20 protein-coding genes are annotated in these 21,441 nt (G+C 65.8%); 10 read left to right on the top strand and 10 right to left on the bottom strand.

Translation table 11 applies throughout. The features are described from left to right. Nucleotides 1-47: 47 nt before the first annotated feature. The gene (locus VN461_11935) at nt 48-323 is read right to left on the bottom strand and encodes a Clp protease N-terminal domain-containing protein (GenBank protein ID HXB55489.1); all 276 of its coding nucleotides are present in this window, start codon (nt 321-323) and stop codon (nt 48-50) included. A gap of 69 nt (nt 324-392) precedes the next feature. After that, on the bottom strand, nt 393-2,660 hold the full coding sequence (locus VN461_11930) for a M28 family metallopeptidase (GenBank protein HXB55488.1): 2,268 nt from the start codon (nt 2,658-2,660) through the stop codon (nt 393-395). A gap of 257 nt (nt 2,661-2,917) precedes the next feature. On the opposite strand from VN461_11930, the gene VN461_11925 reads away from it, so the two are divergent. Then, the gene (locus VN461_11925) at nt 2,918-3,670 is read left to right on the top strand and encodes a hypothetical protein (protein HXB55487.1); all 753 of its coding nucleotides are present in this window, start codon (nt 2,918-2,920) and stop codon (nt 3,668-3,670) included. A gap of 51 nt (nt 3,671-3,721) precedes the next feature. On the opposite strand, the gene VN461_11920 is transcribed toward VN461_11925, so the two are convergent. The 5 genes from VN461_11920 to VN461_11900 all read right to left on the bottom strand — a co-directional run bounded on the left by VN461_11920 (nt 3,722) and on the right by VN461_11900 (nt 8,150). Next, nucleotides 3,722-4,108, bottom strand: coding sequence for a hypothetical protein (locus tag VN461_11920; protein HXB55486.1), 387 nt, complete (start codon nt 4,106-4,108; stop codon nt 3,722-3,724). 159 nt (nt 4,109-4,267) lie between these two features. Beyond that, the gene (locus tag VN461_11915) at nt 4,268-6,841 is read right to left on the bottom strand and encodes a hypothetical protein (GenBank protein HXB55485.1); all 2,574 of its coding nucleotides are present in this window, start codon (nt 6,839-6,841) and stop codon (nt 4,268-4,270) included. Continuing rightward, complete coding sequence (locus tag VN461_11910; GenBank protein HXB55484.1) at nt 6,838-7,212, bottom strand: hypothetical protein; 375 nt, start codon at nt 7,210-7,212, stop codon at nt 6,838-6,840. The genes VN461_11915 and VN461_11910 overlap by 4 nt, the downstream gene beginning before the upstream one ends. After that, a complete protein-coding gene (locus VN461_11905; protein ID HXB55483.1) occupies nt 7,209-7,469 on the bottom strand; it encodes a hypothetical protein in 261 nt (86 codons plus the stop codon). The genes VN461_11910 and VN461_11905 overlap by 4 nt, the downstream gene beginning before the upstream one ends. A 309-nt stretch (nt 7,470-7,778) precedes the next feature. Further along, nucleotides 7,779-8,150, bottom strand: coding sequence for a hypothetical protein (locus VN461_11900; GenBank protein ID HXB55482.1), 372 nt, complete (start codon nt 8,148-8,150; stop codon nt 7,779-7,781). 391 nt (nt 8,151-8,541) lie between these two features. On the opposite strand from VN461_11900, the gene VN461_11895 reads away from it, so the two are divergent. The 4 genes from VN461_11895 (at nt 8,542) to VN461_11880 (ending at nt 13,050) form a co-directional block, all read left to right on the top strand. Continuing rightward, nucleotides 8,542-10,161: a sigma 54-interacting transcriptional regulator gene (locus tag VN461_11895; protein HXB55481.1), complete on the top strand. Its 1,620-nt coding sequence runs from the start codon at nt 8,542-8,544 to the stop codon at nt 10,159-10,161. Between the two features lie 8 nt (nt 10,162-10,169). Next, nucleotides 10,170-11,603, top strand: coding sequence for a serine/threonine-protein kinase (locus VN461_11890; protein HXB55480.1), 1,434 nt, complete (start codon nt 10,170-10,172; stop codon nt 11,601-11,603). Nucleotides 11,604-11,818: 215 nt separating this feature from the next. Further along, the gene (locus VN461_11885; protein HXB55479.1) at nt 11,819-12,250 is read left to right on the top strand and encodes a hypothetical protein; all 432 of its coding nucleotides are present in this window, start codon (nt 11,819-11,821) and stop codon (nt 12,248-12,250) included. Then, the gene (locus VN461_11880) at nt 12,241-13,050 is read left to right on the top strand and encodes a hypothetical protein (GenBank protein HXB55478.1); all 810 of its coding nucleotides are present in this window, start codon (nt 12,241-12,243) and stop codon (nt 13,048-13,050) included. Before VN461_11885 ends, VN461_11880 begins: the two co-directional genes overlap by 10 nt. A gap of 533 nt (nt 13,051-13,583) precedes the next feature. Here VN461_11880 and VN461_11875 read toward each other — a convergent pair. The 3 genes from VN461_11875 to VN461_11865 all read right to left on the bottom strand — a co-directional run bounded on the left by VN461_11875 (nt 13,584) and on the right by VN461_11865 (nt 15,554). Then, complete coding sequence (locus VN461_11875; GenBank protein HXB55477.1) at nt 13,584-14,015, bottom strand: PEGA domain-containing protein; 432 nt, start codon at nt 14,013-14,015, stop codon at nt 13,584-13,586. A 745-nt stretch (nt 14,016-14,760) separates the two neighbouring features. Further along, the gene (locus VN461_11870; GenBank protein HXB55476.1) at nt 14,761-15,150 is read right to left on the bottom strand and encodes an STAS domain-containing protein; all 390 of its coding nucleotides are present in this window, start codon (nt 15,148-15,150) and stop codon (nt 14,761-14,763) included. 26 nt (nt 15,151-15,176) lie between these two features. Then, nucleotides 15,177-15,554 carry a YciI family protein gene (locus VN461_11865; protein HXB55475.1) on the bottom strand — a complete coding sequence of 126 codons (378 nt, stop codon included), beginning with the start codon at nt 15,552-15,554 and terminating at the stop codon, nt 15,177-15,179. A 271-nt stretch (nt 15,555-15,825) separates the two neighbouring features. Between VN461_11865 and rarD the strand changes: the two genes are divergently transcribed. From rarD to VN461_11840, 5 genes are all read left to right on the top strand, one after another. Next, nucleotides 15,826-16,734 carry an EamA family transporter RarD gene (rarD, locus tag VN461_11860; GenBank protein ID HXB55474.1) on the top strand — a complete coding sequence of 303 codons (909 nt, stop codon included), beginning with the start codon at nt 15,826-15,828 and terminating at the stop codon, nt 16,732-16,734. A gap of 762 nt (nt 16,735-17,496) precedes the next feature. Next, nucleotides 17,497-18,234: a ParA family protein gene (locus VN461_11855; GenBank protein ID HXB55473.1), complete on the top strand. Its 738-nt coding sequence runs from the start codon at nt 17,497-17,499 to the stop codon at nt 18,232-18,234. Continuing rightward, nucleotides 18,231-18,683, top strand: coding sequence for a hypothetical protein (locus tag VN461_11850; protein HXB55472.1), 453 nt, complete (start codon nt 18,231-18,233; stop codon nt 18,681-18,683). Before VN461_11855 ends, VN461_11850 begins: the two co-directional genes overlap by 4 nt. Before the next feature lie 5 nt (nt 18,684-18,688). Beyond that, nucleotides 18,689-19,003: a helix-turn-helix domain-containing protein gene (locus VN461_11845; GenBank protein ID HXB55471.1), complete on the top strand. Its 315-nt coding sequence runs from the start codon at nt 18,689-18,691 to the stop codon at nt 19,001-19,003. A 796-nt stretch (nt 19,004-19,799) separates the two neighbouring features. After that, complete coding sequence (locus VN461_11840) at nt 19,800-21,338, top strand: replication initiator protein A (GenBank protein HXB55470.1); 1,539 nt, start codon at nt 19,800-19,802, stop codon at nt 21,336-21,338. Nucleotides 21,339-21,441 lie beyond the last annotated feature (103 nt).

The raw sequence follows: 21,441 nt of genomic DNA, 5'->3' as shown, positions 1-21,441 counted from the left end.
GCCTTACTTCCGGCCCTCCTGGCCGTAGCGCCCGTCATGTGGGCGAGTCAGGATGCCACGGTACCACTAACCGACGCCGAGGCAGGTCCGATAGCCTTGGGCAGCCTCTGCTGGTCGCAACCGGCTGCCGGGCGTCGCGTTGCCCTCACGTCCCGCGAGGAGACGTTTCGTTCCCTGAAAAGGCGGGCCGTCAAGCCGCTGTTTTCACGGATGAGCCCCAGGAGCAGATGTTCTGTTCCTATGGAAGAGCTGCCAAGCTGGGCTGCCTCGTATCTCGCAAAGAAGACTACTCTGAAAGCCGGTTCTGTGTAGCGCTCAAACATGCTTAGTCGGGATATGGCCTGTCTCAACTGACAAACGGACGGTCCTCGAGGTGTTGGACTGCGCCCCCCTCAACTCGAGGTCTTCTCCAACTCCGCGGACGCGGAGTCGATCAAGGCCACCTCGTCCTGCAGTGCGCTTGCGATCCGTGCGATTTCGCCGTCGGCCTCCGCATAACGCTTCTGTTCTATAGCTTCCCGCGCGCCGGGCATGGTCTTCGCCCCGTAACCGGAATAGACGCCCGGCGCATAGATCAGGTGCTTGAACCACGGCCTTCGCGGTAAGCCTCCTTCCGAGGTCAGCAGTCGCTCGCTCCGCATCAGCAGCCCGTTCACTCGCGAGAGGACGTCGGCGGGGAGTCCATCGCGCCCCTGCAGCCGTGCGCTCGCCTTTGCGTAGCGCTCGCCGCTCCGGCGGACGGCCTCCACCGCGTTCTCCAGCGGGGCGAAGTTCAAGTGGGGAGGCACGTCTTCTCTCGGAGGAGCGATCGTGGGACGCCGGGGATCGAGCGTCGCCGAGAACACTCCTTCATCGATCTCGCGATTGACTTCGGCGACTTTTTCTTGCTTTTCCTTGAGCAGCGCCTTCAGCTCCTTCAAGTAGGTCTGCATGGTGTCGGCGAAGCCATCGAACGCGAATGGGAGGAGGTCCGCGTTGGCGAGGCGCAGAACGGCCAGCCCCACGGTCTGGGCGAGAGCCCGCCCGTACACGAAGTCCTTGTCGGAGAAGTGCGTAAACCAGTAGAAGTCGTCGTAGATCGAGTGGTAGATGCCGCCCTCGTCTTCACCTGTGTAGCTCAAATCCAGGCTCGCCACGCCCAGGTGGTCGATGAAGGCGGTGTAGTCGCTGCCCGAGCCCAGAGGGTTCATGCGCAAGTCGCTGCGCTTGCGGATCTCCTGGCGGTCGTCGGCGCTTCGGGCGGAGCGAAGGGCCTCTGCCCGCAGGCGCCTCCAGACGGAGATCTTTGCCTCCGGGTCCTGCACGTCTTGCGCCACCGCGTTGACGAACGGCTCCAGGGTGTGCGACCCGGCCATGGAGAGAAACCCGCGGCTGTTGCCGTCCGTGTTGATGTAAGCGACAGCGTGCCGGCGCAGCTCCTCCGCGTGGGTCTCCGCCCACTCCGTGGATCCCAGCAGCATCGGCTCCTCGCCGTCCCACGCGCAGTAGACAATCGTGCGCTTCGGCCTCCATCCCTCCTTCAGGAGGGTACCGATCGCCCGAGCCTCCTCCATCAGGGCAATGAGACCCGAGATCGGATCTTCCGCGCCGTTCACCCAGGCATCGTGGTGGTTGCCGCGCACGACCCACTGGTCCGGTTGCTCCGCTCCGGGGATCGTAGCCACGACGTCGTAGACCTTCTTGACATCCCAGTTCGAGGCCATCTTGAGGTGTACCTTCGCCGGCCCTGGTCCCACGTGATATGGAACCGGCAGCGCGCCCCTCCCCTCCCCCGGCGCCATCGGCCCTCTGAGGGCGGCTAGAAGCGGTTCGGCATCACCGTAGGAGAGGGGCAATACCGGAATCTTCGTAATGCTCTTCGCCTCCGCGAGGGGAAGGCGCTTCGCCTCTGGCGTCGCCCCCACGCCCGGTGTGAGGGGATCGCCCGGACTCGAGGAAGGGAAGTCCATGACGCTTCCGCGCTGTACCCCTTCTCTCGGGCGCATCGGCCCCTGGGGGAAGACGTCGTCCTGGAAGTACCCGTCGTCGCGCGGGTCGGAGTAGATGAGGCAGCCGACGGCGCCGTGCTCCGCCGCTACTTTTGGCTTGATGCCGCGCCACGAGTGGCCGTAGCGAGCGAGGACGATCGCCCCCTTGACCGAGACCCCGAGTCGCTCCAGCTGCTCATAATCCTCGGGGAGGCCGTAGTTCACGTACACGAGGAGGCCAGTGACGTCGCCATCGACCGAGTACGCGTTATAGGTCGGGAGCTGCTCGGCCTTCTGGCTGCTCGTGGGATCGACCGCGAGGGCCGGCTCCTCCAGCTTCGCCTTGAACGGCGTCGGCTCAAGCATCTCGACGAGTCGCTGCTTCGGCGTCGGGAACAGCACATCGAAGGTCTCGATCTTCGCCTCCAGGCCCCACTCCTTGAACCTCGCCAGGATCCACTCCGCATTGTCCTTGTCGTAAGCCGACCCCACGTGGTGTGGCCGAGCACTCAGGCGCCGCATGGTCTCCCGCATGTTGTCGGGGCTCGGACTGGCCAGGAACTTGCTCTCCCACCCTCGTTCGACGCGGGCGTTCGCGGGCGTGAAACCCGTCAGCGTGGGTTCATCGCCTCCGGTGGAGGCGGCCAGGCCGTAAAGAAGCGGAATGACGGCAGCGAGGCGCAATAGACCCATGGTTCCTCTTCGTGGGATGTAGTTTGAATCAGACGGTTGGCGCGTCGAGATCTCTCCGGGGCTGGCCGCATCGGTTCTTCCTGGTGCACGTCGCAGGATGCCGTCCACGCTCGCTTCCTAAGCACGGCCGGACGCAACACCAGCCCCTCCGACCGCAAGGAAGGTTGGGCGCAGTATATAGCCAGTCGCTGGCGCCCCATCGAGTCTGGCCATCCGACTATTGTCTTGAGTCGCTGCCTAGGTCAGAGTGCTCGGCTATGGACAAACTGACCAAGCCCGGCCGGCTAGCCTTCGCCATCGCCGTTGGGGCGCTTGGCATTCAGCAGCTCGCTTACGCCGATTTCGTGCCGGGACCGCTGATTGCACCCTCTTGGCTCCCCTGGCGCACCTTCTGGGCGTTTATCTCGGGTTTTGTCCTGCTCGCCGCCGGAGTGGGCATCGTGACGACTAAGTACGCTCGCCGGGCGTCGAGCCTCTTGAGCATGCTCCTCCTCGTCATCGTATTGCTCTTTCATCTACCGGGGCCGGTTGCGATTTTCCGCGACGGGGTTGCGCGGACTCGTGCGTTCGAAGCGCTCGCAATGTGCGGCGCCACCTTCTTCCTTGCGGGAGGTCCAACCCTCACGCTCGGGCGCCTTTTGTTTGCGCTCCCGATGGCCGTCTTTGGGGTGCAGCACTTCATGTACGCGACGTTCGTCGCGACATTGATACCCAACTGGCTCCCCGGCCATCTATTCTGGACCTACCTGACCGGGGTGGCCTTCATCGCGGCGTCCCTCAGCATCGTCACTGGCCAGAAAGCCCGCCTGTCAGCTTCTCTCCTGGGGCTCATGTTTCTTCTTTGGTTCGTGCTTCTTCACGCGCCCCGAGTCGCCGAGGGGTTGCGCAACGGCAACGAGTGGAACAGCGCGCTGGTCGCTCTGGCCTTGGGCGGCGGCGCCTGGCTCTTGGCGGGAACCCCGGCGACGGGGGCCTCGCCTTTCCACCCTCGCGTTCAGTCAGTCGAGTAGCCGGCTCGAGTGGCTGCCGTCGGGCGGACGCATCACGTCTCCTTGCGAGATTCAGGGAGACTCGGCGCCTCCCTTTGCCAGCAGGTGGCTCAGTGCCTCCGCTTCGCTCTCGTGCACGCTATAGCGCAGCCCGCGATTCTCAGCGACCAACACACCGAACCGTTCGCGATCGATTTGGTCAGGTCGGCCTACCATCGCGAGCCTGATGTGGGGATCCCAAGCTGCCGCCAGGCTGCTACCGAGCTCAAAGAAACCTACGGCGGTGAGGGGTGCGTGGCTCAGCTGCCGGGCATCAACTAGCAGTCTTGTAACTCCCCTGTCTTGACAGGCCTTCATCGCCTGATGAACCAGCGAGACAAAGGCAGCGACGGTCGCCGGTCCCTCTGGCCGGAACGTGGCGTAGTTTTCGTTGAGCTCGAATTGAGGGAGCAGGGTCATCGAAAGCTTCGCGTTCCGTAGAGATTGTACCGCTCCCCTAAGAGGCGGCCGTTGTCGGTTCCGCCCTCGACGTTTTCGGGCTGCCTGCCGAATCCGGTTGCCCTCGACACGGTGGTGGTGGCTGCCCCGCGCGCGCCTTTAGGGGAATCGCGCTGTGCTTCACCCCTCGGCGGCCAAGAGTTTCATGCGCTCGAACAGGCTCAGCTCGGGACGGAGGGCGCTCAGGGTCGCGATGCGCTCTCGCTCCTTTGGTGAGGTCGAGAAGACCCACCGGGAGAACGGATCCCCGGGCACCCGGATCACGTCACTCCTCTCTCCGCGCAGGAGCAGGAACTCGTGGAATTCGGGCGTTCGGCGGAGGCCGGCGACCTGCTCCACCTGGCGGTCGCTCAGACCCAGCTGGCGCCGGAGGGTCTCGGCGCCCTCCGCGCCCGGGTGCCCCACGAACCGAGTCGCCGAGTTCCCAAGGATGGCGGCACCGAAGGCGGAGCCCGAGAAGTCTTCAAGGACTTGGGAGAGGCTGAGCACCGACATCCCTTCCTTGCGACCCATGCGGATCGAGCTAGCCAGGAATGGCCCCGCCGCAGACGCCACCGCGGAGCCGGAGGTGCTTCCGTCCAGGAGGGCCCAGCTTTCGTCGAGGGTCAGGAACGTGCGGTGCCCGCGGCGGCTGACGCGGGCGGACCATTTCCGTACCTCATAGATGGCGAGCCGAAGGGCTAGCGCCGCGAGGTCGCGATGCTCCCCCAACAGCCCCTTGAAGTCGTAGCAGATGACATGGCAGCCCTCCGCCATGGCCAGCCGCGCGTTCGCCTCGAAGAGGCGCGCGAACTTCCCCTCCGTGTAGGGGTAAAGGGCCCGCCGCAGCTCATCCGCGTGGGGCCCCCCCACCCGCCCCAGAGCTTCCGCGAAGCCCACGAAGCTGCGCGGCAGTCCCCCCCGGTACATGTGCTCCTTCAGCGCCTCTTCCACGCTCGCCTTCACGCGCTCGAAGCGCTCCTCCTCTTTCCCGTCGACCCGCAGCAGGTCCAACAGCAGCCATTCCAGCCGGGAAACGTGCTCGTCCAGGCCGCCCGCGGCCTCGTCCCACTCGAAGATCTCGACCCCAGGCGGCTCATCGAAGGTGAAGGGCACGTACTTCCCGGCCAGGAGCTGCGCGTACCGCTCGTAGGATGCACCGTTGTCGAGGATGAAGGTGTAGGGCGCCGGCTCTCGGCGCGATGCTGCCGCGAGGTAGGCGCCGGAGAGCACGTAGGAGGCCGCGAACGACTTCCCCCACCCGGAGGTCCCGGTCACGAGGATGTTCGCGTTGGACTGCAGCGCCTCATCGAAGGGATCGTAAAGGACCACGCTGTTCGAGGGGGTCAGGAACGGGATCTTTCCCGTGCCCCAGGAAAAGCCGTGGACAGGCATCATGTCGACCGCTACCGGGGTCAGGGTTCGCCGGCGGCGCTCGGGCAGCCCGGGCGAGCCCGGCAGGGTGGCCAGGAAGGCCTCCTTCACGAGATAGCGCTCCCGGTGGCCCCTCAGGCCGTGGGCCCGCGCCATCACGGCGATCGTCTCCTGGGCCGCCTCCTCGAGCGCCTCCGGGGAGTCCTCGTACAGGGCGATCGAGAGCGACGTCCCCAGGATGCGCAGGGTGCTCACGATGATCCGGCTCACCGCTTCGTCGCTCTGCTTCTCGACCGCGGCCGCGAGGGGATCGGCGCGGTCCGTCCTGACCAGGAAGTTCTGCAGGCGCAGGCCCGCGGCCAGGCGCGCCCGGGCCCGCAGCGTCTGCAGCTCGAGCCCGCCCGGGGGGATCTCCACCCCGTAGACGAGAACGTATTTCGCTCGGGGCAGGGAGAGCAGGGGGACGAGGATCCCGGGCTCGGTCCGGTCCGGGAGCTGCTTCAGGGTGACGACGCCCACGCAGCGGTCTCCCAGCTCGAGCAGCCCCGGCCGGACCGCCATGTCGTCCTCCACGAGCGACCAGGCCGTGCTCGTCTCGCCCAGGTACGGCCGCTCCCCCACCGAACTCCCGGGCAACTCGTCCCTCTCGGCCCGGGCACGTCTCGAGAGCTGCGTGAGGGGCGCGGATCGGCTGGTCGTGGGGCTCAAGAGCTCGTGTATCAGCTTGATAATGTCCTCCGTGCCGCACCGGGAGAATCCCAGGGCGATCTGGCAGAGGCCGTACTCCACCCGGCGCTCGAAGCGCCGCGAGCTTGAAAGCACTCCCGTGTAGACCTCGTCCCACCGTCGGCTGGTGCGGCCAGCCCGGGTGACGAGCGCGCGCAGGTGCGCGGTCAGGCCCTTCTTGACCAGCCCCTCCAGGCACTCCGGCCGGAAGGACGCCGTCAGGTAGTGCCGCCGGGCTTGTACGAACGAGGGGACCCCCGAACCCGCCGAGGCCCGCGTCAGCTGCGCGAGCCTCCCCCGCCGGAACTCCTCCAAGACACGGGCCTGATCATCCAGTTGCGGGATTGGCGGCAGGCAAGCCTCAACGCCCACCCGCCCCCCCTCCTTGTCAACCACGACGATGAACTGGTACTCGCTCCCTTCCGGCAGCCCGCTGCTCCAGACGGAATCGGCACGCAGAGCGGCGGAATCGAACTCGGCGTCCGACATGCCGGGTTCATGGAAGGCCACGAGCTCGTACACGAGGGTCACCCGCCCGTCCCGGTGCCAAATGAGGTCGTCGAGCACATCGACGATGCTCAGCTCGCCCGTCAGGGTCCGCTCCTCCAGCCTCAAGCTCGTCCACCCCCAGCCGCACGCGAGCGCAGCACCACTTCCAAAGGGTGCTTGGCGAGACGCTCATTCGCGGCCGCGCTGTAGACGAAGCGCCCGGGGCGCGATAGGTAGAAGCGGATCAGGCTGGGCACGAAATGCTCGTCCTCCTGCCGCTCCATGTACGCGAGCGTGAGCGCGGCCACGGCCGCCCCCAAGACTTCCAATACAATCCCCAGCCGAAAGGGCGGGAGCAGCGAGAGCAATCCCGTGAGCTGATCGACCGCGGCCAGCACGCTGAACGCGACCAGCACCACGCCCCACGAGCGCACGGTCAGCGGCCCCAGCTTCAGGGGGTCATCCAGGTTGCGGAGGACCTCCGTCTGACGCCTCAACGCGGTGCGAGCTCCCACGCGTGATCGGCGGCCCCGCAGCTCCGCGGCTGAAAGGTCTGGCTATCCCAGACGGCAATCTCGCCCGTGGCGAGGCCCGAGACAGGGGAACGCACTCCCGGCGGCACGGCGACGCTCTCGATCAGGCTGTAGAAGGTCACGAACAGGTTATCGGCGACGGGCGCCCGCTCGAGGTCCAGGACAACAAGCACCCGCCGGGGATTGACGCTGCTCATGAGGTCGTACAGGCGGACGGTCATGCGGGGGTCCCCACCGGGCAGCGTAACCACGGAGTTGGCTCCCGCGCCCGTTCCTTCCCCGTTCCAGCGCCAGGCCCAGCTTGGCTGCCCGCAGCTCGGGGACGCCGTGAGGGAGAACGTGTACGGCCCGAGAAAAGGCGCCACCGCTATCGGACCCGAGTCGGTCAGAGCCGGGCCGTCGCTCCCACACGAGCAAGCGAGCGCCGCTCCGAGTCCAACCAGGCTCCGCCTGACCCTCACCCTGGAGAGCCTCCCTCGCCGCGGGAGCCCCACCCTCAGGCAGACCCCCGCTCGGACACAGCCCCGACGCTAGAAGCCTCCCAGCAGGCTCTGCATGCGCGAGTACATTTGGACTCCCGCGCCCGCGGCCAGGAGGAACAGCGATCCAAAGAGAAACCGCCGCGCATGGTCGCCGGACTGGTGGTGGCCCAGCACCATCGAACCCCCCGCCCCCAGGCCTCCAACGATCATGAGGGCCGCGCTCCATCGCTGCGCATTCTGGGTGATGACTTCGACGAGACCGTTCAGGGGATCGCCCGCCGCCCAGGCCGGTGCCCCCAGGACGAGGACGAGCCCCGCCGCAAGGAGCGCGGTGGCGAGGGGTCGCAGTCTCGAGAGACGCAGGCTTCCCGGTGGCGGAAGGGCGCTCGACCCGAGCGAAGCCTTCGGAGCGTCCAGCATGCCTCACCTCCGGGCTTCCTTCCCCAGCAAGCGGGATGCCCCGCGTGACTGGACTCCCAAGGCCCAACCTCGCCTGCAGTTAGACCTCGCCCGCAGCCCGCTTCGCCAGTTCCGGCGGGCACCTCCGACTCTCCCACCGCCGTTAGTGGCCGTACTGCGCCGGTCATCTGGCCAACGACTGCATGCGGCACTTGGAGAGCGGTGCGGGCGGCGACTGGCCCGAGGGATCAGTGATCCTGGGTTCGGGCAGCCGAAGCGCGGGAATTTTGCGAACGAAATCGTGAATTGGCTGGACAGGAACCGTCAAAGTGGCCCGGTCGAGTCCGGTGACGGCGAAACAGCTCACTAATTCTTGCCGGAACCCCGCCCGTGACCTTAGACTTGCGCCCCCATGGACGGCGACCCCAGGGAAGACGAGGGTCTCCAGCCGCCACTCCAGACACGCGACTACCCCGCTCTCATCTCCGCGCTGAACGAGGCGCTGTCCGTCTTTGCTGGTACCGCCGACCTCGAGGACGCCCTTCGTCAGTCGTTCGATGCTGCCGTCCGGGGATGCAAGGCGCAGCGCGGGCTGCTGCTCCTGGTCGAGCAGGATGACCCGCCCAAGCTCCGCAGCATCCACGCCGTGGGCAGGATTTCCGAGCAGCAGGTCCTCGCCGCGGAGAGCGGCCGCAGCGCGCCGGGCATCAGCGCCCAAGTGATCCGAAAGGCTCTTGAGAGCAAACAGTGCCAGGTAATCCAGGACCCTCGAATGCTGACGCTGCAAACGGCCGCCTTCGTAGATGAGCCCTATTCGGTGCTCTGCTCGCCCATCGTCGATCCCTACGCGAGCGGGGTCCTCGCCATCCTCTACTTTCAGCAGAGCCAGCCGGGCCTCGCATACGAGTTCGAGGACCTGGTGTGGCTCGATACCTATGCGGCCGCCCTCGGTCGCCTCTTCGGATACTTCTTCCAGGCCCAGCGCCGGGAGCGGGACCTTCAGGCCCTCCTCGGAGCCGAAGCGCGGCCCGAGGGAGCCCCCGACCTGATCGGGGACAGCCACCACATGCTGCGCCTTCGCCGCGAGCTCCACGAGACCCTGATCCCCGCCGCCAGCGCCCGCTCCCCCGCCCCCTTCCTCCTCCTCGGGGAGCGGGGTACGGGCAAGGAAGTCGTCGCACGCTACATCGGGGCCTACTCGGAGCGGCGGAGGGGTCCTTTCGTCACCATCAACTGCGCGGAGATCACCTCGGAGCTCGCGGCCTCACGTTTCTTCGGTCACAAGCGGGGGGCGTTCACGGGCGCGATCAGCGACGAGAAGGGCCTCTTCCGCTCCGCCCACAAAGGGGTCCTCTTCCTGGACGAGATCTCCCATCTCCCCCTGCCCGTCCAGGCCACGTTGCTCCGGGCGCTCGACTACCGCACGGTGCAGCCCGTGGGCGTCGCGGAGCAGATCCCCGTGGATGTGCTCCTCATCATGGCCACCAACCGCGACCTCGACGACGCCGCCACCAAGGGCCAGTTCCTCCCCGACCTCCTGGACCGGATGACGGTGGGCCACACCGTTCGGCTGGCCGCGCTCCGCGAGCGCCCGCTCGACATCATCCCCTTGCTCGAGCACTACCGTGTCCTCAACGAGCGCCGCCTCCGGCGGCCCACCCTTGGCTTCGATCCGTCGGTCTTGCGCGTCCTCGCTGCCTATTCTTGGCCCGGCAACGTGCGCGAGCTCTCGGGCGTCGCGGCCAAGCTCGTGACCCACACCAAACCGGGGGCGCGAATCGACCGCGAGTCCCTGCGCCACGCCTACCCCCAGGCCTGCTCCCCCGCCGAGGCGGGCACGCGCGACCGCCTCTTCGAGCTCAGGTTCCGCGACGCCATCAACCAGTTCCGTCGGGACCTGATCCTCGCGCGGCTGGAGCAGCACTCGGGCAACGGCGCGGCCACCGCCCGTTCCCTGGGGATGGGCGAGACGACTCTAAGGCGCTGGCGCCGGACCCTGAACATCCCGACCGAGGCTTCCACCGAGCACTGAGGCTGCCCTTGTCACCCGACGCCATCCTCGCCCTCCTGAAGCTCCGCGCGGAGTTCACGAGCCGGTACGACCCGGACAGCTGGATCTTCCTCGGCGCGGGCGCTTTCGCCGTGGTCGCTCGCGTCCAGAGCCTGGTGCTCGACCAGCCGGTGGCCCTCAAGGTCTTCCACCGCTTCGACCGCACCATCAAGAGGCGATTGCAGGCGGAAGTGACGAACACGCAGCGGATCCTCAGCCATGCGGTCGTCCAGGTCTACACCGCGTTCTTCCTCGACGACGACACGGCGTGGCTGGAGATGGAGTCCGTCGACGGACCCGACCTCCAGCGCGAGCTGGAGCGCCGGGAACAGGAGGCCTGCCCCTTCACGACCACGGAGGCCCTGGACCTCGCCCTGGCCGCGACCATCCCCGTAGCCGAGGCCCATGCGGTCGGCGTCATCCATCGAGACATCAAGCCTTCGAACTACCTTCTCCCCTCCTCCCGGGCGCCGCTCCTCAAGCTCGGCGATTTCGGCATCTCCAAGCACCTGCAGGATGCGCGGCTCACCGGCACTGGCCAGTTCCCCGGCACTCCGTCCTGGGCCTGTCCCGAGGCCTACGACGGGCACCCTCTCGGCACCCCCGCCGACGTCTACAACCTGGCCGCCCTCGCTTTTCTCCTGCTCGCGAACCGGCCCGCCTACGACCTGCCCCGACGGGCCACGCCGAACCAATGGCTCGCTGCCCACCGCCACCTGGCTCCGCGCCGCGTCCGCGACTTCAGGCCTGAAGTCCACCCAGCCCTCGAGGATGCGCTGCGGCGCTCTCTCCACAAGGACCCGGCGCGCCGGCTCCCCCTCCCCGACCTCGTGGCTGCGATTCGGTCAGCTCAGCTCCCCCAGGCCACCGGAGCCTCCTCTCATTCGCCTCCGGCGCGCAGGCGCCTTCGTATGGCCGTGGCCGGCATGAGCCTGGCTTTGGTCCTGTTCGGCCTTGCCGCCCTCGCCATCAGCCACGCTCCGCGCCCATCCGCGCCTCTGGCGTCCTCCTCGTCCATAAGCCTGCCCCTGCCCGTCTCCCCCACTCCGTCCGCATCGGAGGCGCGCCCGGCGGAAGCCGCCTCCCCCGCGCCTGAGCGGATCACCGCCGGTCCGGCGGCCAAGCCCCGCCGGCACGGGTTCCGGGTTGAGCTGGATGCGGAGTGGCTCACGCTCACGAACGCCACCGGGGGTCGGGTGGCCGAGATTTCCGTCACCATTGTCGGCCCTGACGGGGCCCTGGCGACCGCGGCGACCAGCGGTGTGCTCGCTCCCGGGGAGGAAATCACGTTTCCCCTCAGTGCCTTCTCTCCACGACCGACGTGGCCCCCGAAGGACGTCTTAGTGAGCGCCGATGCGCTGGGCGGGCGCCAGGCGTTCCCTGTATCACCTCGGAACTCTGCAATAGCCATGGACACGAAGTAGCGTCCCAACGCCTTAGGGTCACCATCTTCCGTCGCCCAGGGGACATCCGCGACCAGACGTGCTTCAGGCGAACGCCACGGGAAGCGTGAACGGCACGTTGAGGACGCCGACTCCGCCCGCCGGACGCGCCACGGACTCGGCGACGTGAGACCGGGTAGAATGCTGTTCATCACATCACCGCACCTGCTGTTCCACTTCCAGAGGAGAGCGAAACCATGCACACCGTCAAGATCGCGAGCTGGTCGACTGGGTTGGCCCTGGTTCTGACGTCCACGGCCTGGGCCCAGGCCCCACAGCCGAAGGCGCAGACGGCGACGCAGTTCTACGTCGCCTACCGAGCCGCATTCGACAAAGCCACGAAGGTCGATGACCTCTTTCCCTTCATGGCCGCCAAGAACCTCAAGCAGGTCCAGGCCACGCCAGCCGCCGACCGCGAGAAGATGTTCGGGATGATGAAGATCATGGGGGCGCTCACGGAGCTCAAGGTCACCAAGGAAGAGCGCACGCCGGAGGGCGGGGCCCTCCTCACGGCCGAAGGCCTCGCCGCGAGCCTCTCAGACGCGGCAAAGAAGGAGAAGCAGGCCGGAAAGATCACAATCGTCAAGGAGGGCGGTGCCTGGAAGCTCGATAGGGAGGAGTGGCACTGATCGCGCTCGTCGCTCTCCTCGCCCTTGCGCCGCAGGCCGCTGGGCAGGAGGGCACCGTGACTGGCACGCTGACGATCAGCGGCGTGCCGGTCGCGATCGCCCATGTCTATGCAACCGCGCAGCCCGGTTTCTTCGACAAAAAGACCGAGGACGTCCACGTGCTGCTGAGCGACGTGGCGCTCTCCGATGAGGCGCGTGCTGATGTCTTCGAGCTCATCCACCTGGCCCGCGACGGTAGGGCGCACATGGTCGAGGTCGTCATCGATGCACAAGGCTCTCCGATTGGCGGATCGTTGTTCGCCAAGGGGTTCGACGGCATGGTGTCGGCGGCCGGGATGCACAAGTTCACGCGCGAGCGACTGGAGCGCACCGCCATCGCGGGGCGCCTTTCTGTCGACGGGCCCCACACGTTCATGGGAGTGGTGTGGCAATACGACGTGCTTTTCGCGGCACCAATCCCGCGCCCGCCAACGGCGGAGGAGCAGGCCTCGGCCCTCGCGAGCCCACCCGCGCTCGCCGCCAGCCGACACATCACGGCCATCCGACGAAAAGAGCTGAGCGGTTTCCTGGCGACCCTCAACACCCCTGCCGCGGCCGACTACCGCGGCGCCGACGGTCTCGAGATGCTGAAGCAGCTCGCCGCCGACGTGCCTGCCGACAGCGTGGTTGTCAGAATCGTCCCCCAGACCGACGGCTCGGCCCTCGCGTCAATCGAGGGCCACCGAGCCGAAGATGGCATGGTCATAGGCCATATCCTGAAGATGGTGCTGGAAGGCGGGGCCTGGAAGGTCGGAAAGTGATGGGGCGGAGAGGACCCGCCATTCGCGTCTTCTCAAGCCCCCGGCCTCGGTTCAACCGCCATGCCGCAATCGAGCCCGGTCCTCGGACTCTCGCGAACACAACCGGTGCCGATCGCGAGGGCAGAGCGAAACGCCACAGTTAGGGGTGGCTGACCGTCAACTCCCCGCAGAAGAAGAGGGGCTCCGGCGCCTCTCTCCCGATTCCCCCACCGCCACTCTCCCCGACGTCGCTGCCGTGGGTGCAGGCCAGAGCGGTTCCGGTACCACGGACGAACACCAGGAATTGGTTGTCGGGATGGTTCTCGCAGCCCCGGCGGCCCCCCCCGCTCCCGGAGGCGAAGCACGCCCGGTACGGAGGGACACCCGAGTCGGTCCAACTCCAAGTCGGCCAAGGCCAAATGAAGCGAAGTAAACCGTAGCCAAACGCATCGCTTCTCTTGCACCGCGGGGACGGCGGCACCAACAGCCGCTCTTCGCCCACCCGAGGGTCTAAGGAACGGGATGCCGCGAAGAGCCCCCGTTCAGTCGTTAACTTACCGACGTTCCAGGGTGATGGAGAGCTGGCCGGGACGGTCGGCGTTCACATCGAAATCTTGGGTGTAGGTCCGGAAGCCCGGGCGAACGACCTCGACCCGATGACGCCCTTCAGGAAGACGTAGGGTCGACGCATCATGCCCGCTCCCCCAGAACCGTCCGTCCATATAGATCGTGGCATCCAAAGGCCGCACCACCATCCGCACCGCAACGCCACCCGACTGCGGTTGGTTGTTCGGTCCTCCCCCGTCGGAGTAGTCGCCACGGCTCCCATAGGAGGGGCTGTCGCCCCCGGAATAGCCACCAGGATCCCCATGGTAGCCATCCCCGTTCCCGATGTAGCCCGTGTCGGGGTAAGGAGAGCCGTAGTAATAGGGGGCAACATTGTAGTAATCGGCCCCGTAGTAGGGCCATCCGAGGTCGAAGCCCAAGCCCCAATACGGACCCCAGCCGTATCCATAACGATATCCACGTCCGTACCCGTAGCCGGGTCTGTAGCCGTAGCCGCGCCCGACGGAGCCATAAGCCCGGTAACCGCGTCCATAGCCGCCGCCGCTGTACCCCCGCCCGTAGCTTCCGCGCGGAACCGCATGCCCCCAGCCCCCCACGTGCCCGCTCGAGGAATGCCAGCCACCCCCGGCATGCCCGCCGTAGTGTCCGCCTCCTCCCAACGCGTGACCGCCGCCGCCTCCGTGACTACCTCCTCCGCTATGACCACCTCCGCCGCGGCCTCCCTCATGACCTGCACTCATGGCAAGAGCCGGCCACGCCGCAAGCGCGAATGCCGCCACTGCCACCGTAATTGGCCTCGTCATGCCGCCTCCCGAAAGCCCCCCGAACCGGTGGAAAGGCCTCAATACCTCAGGGTAAAGGAGCAATTCGCATGCCCACGATTTCGATCGCGCTGCGATCTCTCACTCTACACCTGTGAAATCCAAGGGTTAAGAGGGGCAGCGACCACGCCTGTGACTGGGACAGCGTTATCAAATCAGGGCAATGTGTAGGCTTTTCGCAGGAATTCGGGCAGACCGACGCCGTCGAGTTCGTGGACCCTCCCGCGGAAGCCATCTCCAGCCTGCCCCAGTCCAGTGTGAAGTGGGAGGGCTGGCCGTCTCGCCTTGGCGCTACATATCCGAGGGCCTCTTGCGGGCATAGGATGCACGGACGCGCGGCCACCTACGCTCCAGCAACGGGGCTCAGAACATCCGCCATCTGCTTCGGCCGTCCGCCGAACGCCGCCAGCGCCTCGACCTCATCGCGGTAAACCTGCACCACCTTCTGGACGCCCGTCATGAAGAGCATCGTCTGTACGCGGGGTTGAAGGCCGGACAGCTTCACAGCACCGTGGCGGTGTTCGAGCAACCGGTAGATGTCTATCAAACAGCCGATCGCGACGCTGTCGATGTAGGCCACCGCGCCCAGGTCGATCACCAGCTTGCGAGCGCCCCCGTCGACGATTCGGCGCACGGCGCCAAAGAAGGAGGACAGCACCGGGTAGGTCAGCTTGGTCTCCTTCACGTGCACGATTCCAACGTCGCCCCTCTGCTCCAACGAGTGTTGAAACACCTTTGATCGCTCCTTTTCTCCCGCGCCTACCGCTTCGCGGTCGCCGCTGGGCGATTTGCTGCGTTCCCGGATTCGAAGGCCGGCGTGTCGTGCATCAGGCGAACCTCGGTCTCACGCTCCCCCATCACCTTGAGGAAGCGCTTGGCGGGCTCGATCGCGTCGCCCTTGGACTTTGCTTTGACGATCGCGTAGCCGGCGATCAGCTCCTTGGTCTCGACGAAGGGGCCATCGGTCTCGGTGAACTTCTCTCCCGAGATCCGGACGCGCGCGCCCTTCGAACTCGGTTGGAGTCCTTCGGTGGCGACCAGTACGCCGGCCTTCGCCATGTCTTCGATCAGCTGCCCGACCGCGGTAATTTCCCCCTGGCTCGGGGGCGCATCGGAGTCCTTGCCCGACTGGTACAAAATAATGAATCGCATGCTCTAGCCTGCTTCTGGTCTCGCGTTCTTGGCTGGGTTTCCGGGCGGTCTCGACCGGCTGCGACCCCGAGCTCTACTGTATAGACGAACCAGAGGCCCAGGGAACGACAAGTTCGAGCGATCTTTTGTCGGTTCTTCCCCAGTTGGTGCTGGGTTGGCAGATTTTGGCGGCCCAACCGGGTCTTTCAGAGCAGAGGGAATCAATACTCCTGGGCCCATGCTGGGGCTGAACCGGGTCTGAGTCATACTCGCGGAGATGAGCAAGGACCCGCGTCGCGAGCGTAGCCTCGGTATCGCCTACGGGTTCGCGGCCTATGGCCTGTGGGGCTTCTTCCCCATCTACCTGAAGGCAACCGCGCAGGCGCCGGTACTCGAGGTCCTCTGTCATCGCGTCTTCTGGGCGCTCGTCCTGCTGCTTGCGCTCACCTGGCATCAGGGTCAGCTGGCCGAGGTGGGGCTCGCTCTCAAGGAGCCGCGGGTGCTGGCCGTTCTGAGCGCGAGCACGGTCCTGATCGCGATCAACTGGTTGGTCTACATCTTCTCCGTGGTCAACAACCGCCTGCTGGAAAGCAGCCTTGGCTACTACATCAACCCGCTGGTGAACGTGCTGCTCGGGGTGCTGTTCCTCCGCGAGAGGCTGCCGCCGTTGGTTCGGGTGGCGGTCGCGATCGCCGCCGCCGGCGTCGTCTGGCTCGGCATCTGCGTCGGCCGTGCGCCCTGGATCTCGCTGGCCGTGGCCTTGTCGTTCGGGTTCTACGGGCTGCTGCGCAAGGTGGTCCCCGTGGGCGCGCTCATCGGCCTGACGGTCGAGACCCTGCTGCTGCTGCCCTTTGTCGGCGCCTATCTCGTCGTGATGGTGGCCACCGGACGCGCGGCTTTCCTGTCCGGCAACCACACCCTTGATATTCTCCTGGTGATGGCCGGACCGGTAACCGCCGTGCCCCTGCTCTTGTTCGCGGCGGCGGCCCGGCGGCTGCCTCTGTCGACGATGGGATTCCTGCAATACCTCTCACCCACGCTACAGTTCCTGCTGGCCGTCGTCGTGTATGGGGAGCTGTTCGACCGCGCGAAGCTGGCGGCCTTTGCCTGCATCTGGACCGCGCTGGCGCTATTCGCCTTCCACAGCGTGCGCCGTAGGGTACCGGAGCCCGTGGTCGACGCTTGATCGGAGTGCAGAACAGGCGAGACTCGTGGTGGCTGGCAGATGCACTTCCGCTCAAGACGCTCGCAAGAAGGGTGTTGTTTCACGCTTGCTCATGCGGCGTTCCACGAGTCTGTAAGATATGGCATTTACATAGATTGTGCGTGGAATAGTCGCGCGGTAATTTGTTGGGAGCCGGCCTGTTTCACGAGACCGAACCCCCGCGTTTTGAGTAACCTACACGCCATTTGGGCCACGTTACTGCAGAGACCCCTTTTCCCGCCCCTGGAGCGGCCACGGCGAGTCCCGTCTCACGCTTCGACTGACTAGCGAGTAGGCCCGGGCCCCGCGTTCGCCGCGCTCCGCGCTCACCGGCTCCCCGACCACGTCACGCTGTGGCCTGGGGGCCCGAGCGCATTTGTGTGGGCAGCAGGCTCAGCATGTGTTCCTTGACGCGCGTGCCATCGGTGCAGAAGTCCCAGTGAGAGATGGTGTTAGATGCCAGTGAGATATCGCATCTGATATTTTTAGCTTTGTTTAAGGCTAGTTATCTATAGATACCTTAAGTAGACTTGTAGTCTTTTAGCCTTTACGCAAAGTTGGCTTTACGTCTTTGCGTCTTTGAGGCTTTCCGCCTTTGCTGGATTCAGCCTTGTCTGCTTTGCACCAAGACTGTTTTCAGCTAAGACTCATTTCCTACTTGACTACTTTCATTATTTGAGATAAATAGACTTGGCTGATTGAAGGCAAGTAGCCAAGCCTGAGTGAGATCAGTAGGGGAGCGAGATGAAGGTCTTCGCGGTGGCGATGCAGAAGGGCGGGGTGGGGAAGACCACTGTCGCCATGAACGTCGCCGTCATCCTCGCGGACCGCGGCCACCGAGTGCTGATTGTCGATGCCGACCCGCAGCACTGTCAGTCGGACGCCTTCGGAATCAACCCTCCCGACGAGAAGACGCTCTGCGAGGTTCTCCTGGAGGGCCTCCCGATCTCCGGAGCGGCTATCCGGGTTCGGGGTATAGATCTCGTGCCCGGCTCAAGACGCCTCATATCTGCCGAGAAAATCCTCGGGGAGGAGCCCGACGGCAACTTCCGCCTGCGGACGGCCCTGGCGGGCGTCAAGACCCTCTACGACTTCGTCTTCATCGACTGCCCGCCGAACCTCGGCCGGCTCACGACGAACGCGCTGGTCGCGGCGGACGTGCCCCTCGTGCCCGTGCAAACCGAGCAGGCCGCCGCCAACGCCTTCCGCGACTTCTACGAGACCTACGGCAAGATCAAGACTCACCTCAACCCGAATCTGCAACCGCCGGTCATCATCCCGTCCATGTACCAAGGGACCACGACGCTCATGCGAGAAATCCTCCAGATTCTGGAGGGCAACCCCATGAAGCTCGAGGTCCTCGCTCCCATCAGACGCACGATCAAGATCTCGGAGGCATTCAGCCGGGGCGTCCCCGTGTATGACTACGACCGCGAGGCGTCCGGCCCCTTCGAGAGCATTGCCGAAAGGATCGCCCGATGACGGAATATCGCAAGGCCCGCGATCCCTACGCGGAGCTCGGGATCGCTCCCCCCACGCCTGCACCGCGGCCGGTGGCGGCCGCGCCCGCCCCAAGCTTCTCTCCCGCACCAGCCAGTCCCGCTCCCCTCCGAACGAGGGAAGAATGGCGGCCGGCGGCGCCCCCGAGCGTCATCTCCGCGCCGACCGCCGCTCCCACGGAACGCCTGGTGCGACCCGCCCCATCGGGGCCGGCACCCGTCCCCCAGCCCGAACCCGAGCTGGAGGGGGAGCCCCGGCCGGCGCGGCTGCAGATCCGAACCACGACCCGGATCGAGGCGCTCATCCTCGCCGAGATCGCTAGGCGTTGCGCCGAGGGCACCCGTGGTCGCGGGAAGGCGAATCGGACTGTCGTCATCGAAGAGGCCATCGAGAGGACCTACGGACACCTCATCCCCGGGCAGGAGAAATAGGCAAAATGCTCACTCCCGAACAGCGCGAGTGGATCGAGACGCACGCGGGGCCAACCTTTCGGCTCACGCCCAGCCACACCCAGATGCTGCGCCTCGCCCTCGACACCGAGAAGTTCTCGTTCCGGCAGGTGGGGGACTCTCTAGGCGTGACCCGCGAGGCCGTTCACCTGGCCCTCCGGAACCTGGAGCGACGGGGGGTGATTCGCCTCCGACGCGCCGGCCCCGAGAGCCTAACGCGGACCCCCCACACATGCGAGCCGGGGCCCGCCCTGCAGGCCATGTTCGATGCGTTCGCGCCACAGGAGAGAATGGCCCGGTAGCCCGCCAGACCCCCAACCCGTAAGCTTTTCCTTGACTGTTAAGAATTCCCTTGACAGCCTGCGCAGGCCCTTGCTAGCCTCGCTGGACACAATCCGTTGTGCGCCTGGGCCTCGAACCCTACAAGGGGTCGCGCAGGCCCGGTCGCATACGTCCCCCGTGGGGGAGGTGCAGGTTTGGCGTGGTCGTCCCGTAGCTCCGGGGTGGCAACCGGGGTTTTCGGGGGGCTGAACCGACCCTGACACCGCAAACCCGGGGCTTGCGCCGCAGGCGCGAGCCTGCGGCCTTCACGAGGAGGGACGTCTCTCCCAGAAGTGATCAAGGCCCCAAGAAGGGCCCAAAAATACGAAACCCACCAGGTGGCACTGGCGGGTCGCTGGAGGATCCGGAGGTTCTGAACTACCTTCACCGTACGCCTCCTATCGAGCCGCTGTCAAGGACTTTCGCGCCACCCGGAGGGTGTTCTATCCCTGGTGATACGAGTGTCCTTCGACCGAAAATGCGGTGTCCCGCAACCGAAAGGCTGCTGTCTCTTGACCGAAAAAGTGGGTGTCCTGCGACCGAAATCCATCGTCTCCCGACCGAAAGAGGGGTGTGGAGCGAGCGAAGCGAGCGTGTCCCGCAACCGAAGGGCCCGTGTCCTCCGACCGAAAATTCCCCGTCTAACTCGTTGTGCACTCGGGCCCTTTCGCAGCTCTCAACAGTACTCAACACGGTTTCCATCTCCTCCTGCTCAATTCATTCAACAACACCATCCAGCCCCGCACAGGAACGGGTGGTGATGCTGGTGACTCAGGAATGAAGAGATCAGCTACTCAGATCGAGGAGGCGGTTGGTCGTCGACTGGTGGCCAAAACGACAGGAAAGGGGGAGACCGAGAACCTGGGCCTGGACCGAGCGCCCGTGGAGTTCGTGAAGGTCGAGAAGAACCTGGCCTCCCTCGGCTACTTCACCCCCTCGAACAAGCGCATCAAGGACGTGAAGGCCAAGGAGATCACCTTCACGCGCGTCATCGACGGAGTCAAGGTCGAGGCGTCGGCGACCATCGTCCCTGCCGCCCTCTTTGGCCTTCCCACCACGGCCGACCAGGACAAGTACCTGGCCCTGCAGAAGCTCATCGCTGATGTGCGACAGAGGGACGGAAAAGTCAGCAACCCCATCAAGTTCACGTCCGCCGAGATCCTCTCCCTGCTGCGCCACCGGAAGAGCGGCCGCAGCTACAAGGACATCGAGGAGTGGCTGAACGTGATGTACTCGACGACCATCATCTCGAAGGGGGTGGTGTACCTCGCAGGCCGGAAGGTCTGGGCCACGGACCGCTTCCGCGTTTTCGACCGCGCCGTGAGCATGGGCAAGGAGATGGAGGGGGGGAGGGTCGCGGACAAGAACTACGTCTGGCTCTCGGAGTGGCAGCTCGAGAACATCAACAACAACCACGTCCTCCCCGTGGATCTCGAGACCTACCGCAAGCTCAAGAACCACGTGGCCAAGGCGCTCGTGCCGCTCCTCCAGATCTGGCTCTACGCATCCCGACAGGACGGCGCCTTCGAAAAGCGGTACGACGAACTCTGCGAGATCCTGAGCATCCACCACTACGAGCACCTCTCAAGGGCAAAGGAACAGCTTGGGCCCTCCCTCGACGAGCTTCAGGCCCACGGCTATCTTGCGAATTGGGCCATCGAGCGGACGGCGGACGGGGAGGCCTACAAGGTCGTCCTCCACCACGGGGAGAAGTTCCACCGGGACCGCCGGCTGCGTCAGGGCGAGAGAGAGGCGGTCCCGCCGCCCGCGGCGGGCAATGCGGAAGCGAGCGCCCCGGGGGCGGGTGACCTCATGGGTGAGCTCAAGCGGCGGGGGATCGCGGAGCGGGTGGCGCGCCGGCTGCTCCGCTCTCTGACCCCGGGCCAGGACGTGCTCCGGCAGATCGAGTATGTGGACCACGTGGTCAGCAAGGAGCCCTGGAAGTATGCGAGTCCAACCGGTTTCCTGGTGCGCTTCATCGAGAACAACGACCCCGTCGCGCCGAGCTTCTTGACCCCCGGCCAGAGTGAAGCGGCCGAAGAGCACCAGGCGCGGAGGGAGGAGCGGGTCGCTGCCCAGCGGCAAGCCTACGAGGAGTTCGTCCGGCACGGGGTCGAGCGGTACATCGAGACCCATCCTGAGCGTTGGGAAGAAGTGCGCACTGCGCTCAGGAAGGAGCTCTTTGCCACTTATCCCAAGGCCGTTGGCTGGGAGGAGTCCGAGGTCAGCAAGTGGCTGAGGACGAATGCGCTCAGAGCCATTGCCGCGGAGGCCCCCGACATCGTTCCTTTCGAACGCTTCACCGAACGCGCCTGAGGTGCGGTGGGGGAGTCCGGTGCTACCGATTCGAACGCCACCGACGATGAGGCCCCCCGGCCCGCGGGGCGTCTGGGGCGACTATAGCGAGGACCGTCAGGAT

It is taken from the genome of Vicinamibacteria bacterium (assembly GCA_035570235.1).
Lineage (GTDB): Bacteria > Acidobacteriota > Vicinamibacteria > Fen-336 > Fen-336 > DATMML01.
This window is presented reverse-complemented; position numbering and strand designations above follow the sequence as displayed.

What these genes read in the sequence shown, in the direction of transcription:
- VN461_11935 (HXB55489.1), bottom strand. Translation starts at nt 323, where the DNA reads ATGTTTGAGCGCTACACAGAACCGGCTTTCAGAGTAGTCTTCTTTGCG.
- VN461_11930 (HXB55488.1), bottom strand. Translation starts at nt 2,660, where the DNA reads ATGGGTCTATTGCGCCTCGCTGCCGTCATTCCGCTTCTTTACGGCCTG.
- VN461_11925 (HXB55487.1), top strand. Translation starts at nt 2,918, where the DNA reads ATGGACAAACTGACCAAGCCCGGCCGGCTAGCCTTCGCCATCGCCGTT.
- VN461_11920 (HXB55486.1), bottom strand. Translation starts at nt 4,108, where the DNA reads ATGACCCTGCTCCCTCAATTCGAGCTCAACGAAAACTACGCCACGTTC.
- VN461_11905 (HXB55483.1), bottom strand. Translation starts at nt 7,469, where the DNA reads ATGACCGTCCGCCTGTACGACCTCATGAGCAGCGTCAATCCCCGGCGG.
- VN461_11900 (HXB55482.1), bottom strand. Translation starts at nt 8,150, where the DNA reads ATGCTGGACGCTCCGAAGGCTTCGCTCGGGTCGAGCGCCCTTCCGCCA.
- VN461_11895 (HXB55481.1), top strand. Translation starts at nt 8,542, where the DNA reads ATGGACGGCGACCCCAGGGAAGACGAGGGTCTCCAGCCGCCACTCCAG.
- VN461_11885 (HXB55479.1), top strand. Translation starts at nt 11,819, where the DNA reads ATGCACACCGTCAAGATCGCGAGCTGGTCGACTGGGTTGGCCCTGGTT.
- rarD (HXB55474.1), top strand. Translation starts at nt 15,826, where the DNA reads ATGAGCAAGGACCCGCGTCGCGAGCGTAGCCTCGGTATCGCCTACGGG.
- VN461_11855 (HXB55473.1), top strand. Translation starts at nt 17,497, where the DNA reads ATGAAGGTCTTCGCGGTGGCGATGCAGAAGGGCGGGGTGGGGAAGACC.
- VN461_11850 (HXB55472.1), top strand. Translation starts at nt 18,231, where the DNA reads ATGACGGAATATCGCAAGGCCCGCGATCCCTACGCGGAGCTCGGGATC.
- VN461_11845 (HXB55471.1), top strand. Translation starts at nt 18,689, where the DNA reads ATGCTCACTCCCGAACAGCGCGAGTGGATCGAGACGCACGCGGGGCCA.
- VN461_11840 (HXB55470.1), top strand. Translation starts at nt 19,800, where the DNA reads ATGAAGAGATCAGCTACTCAGATCGAGGAGGCGGTTGGTCGTCGACTG.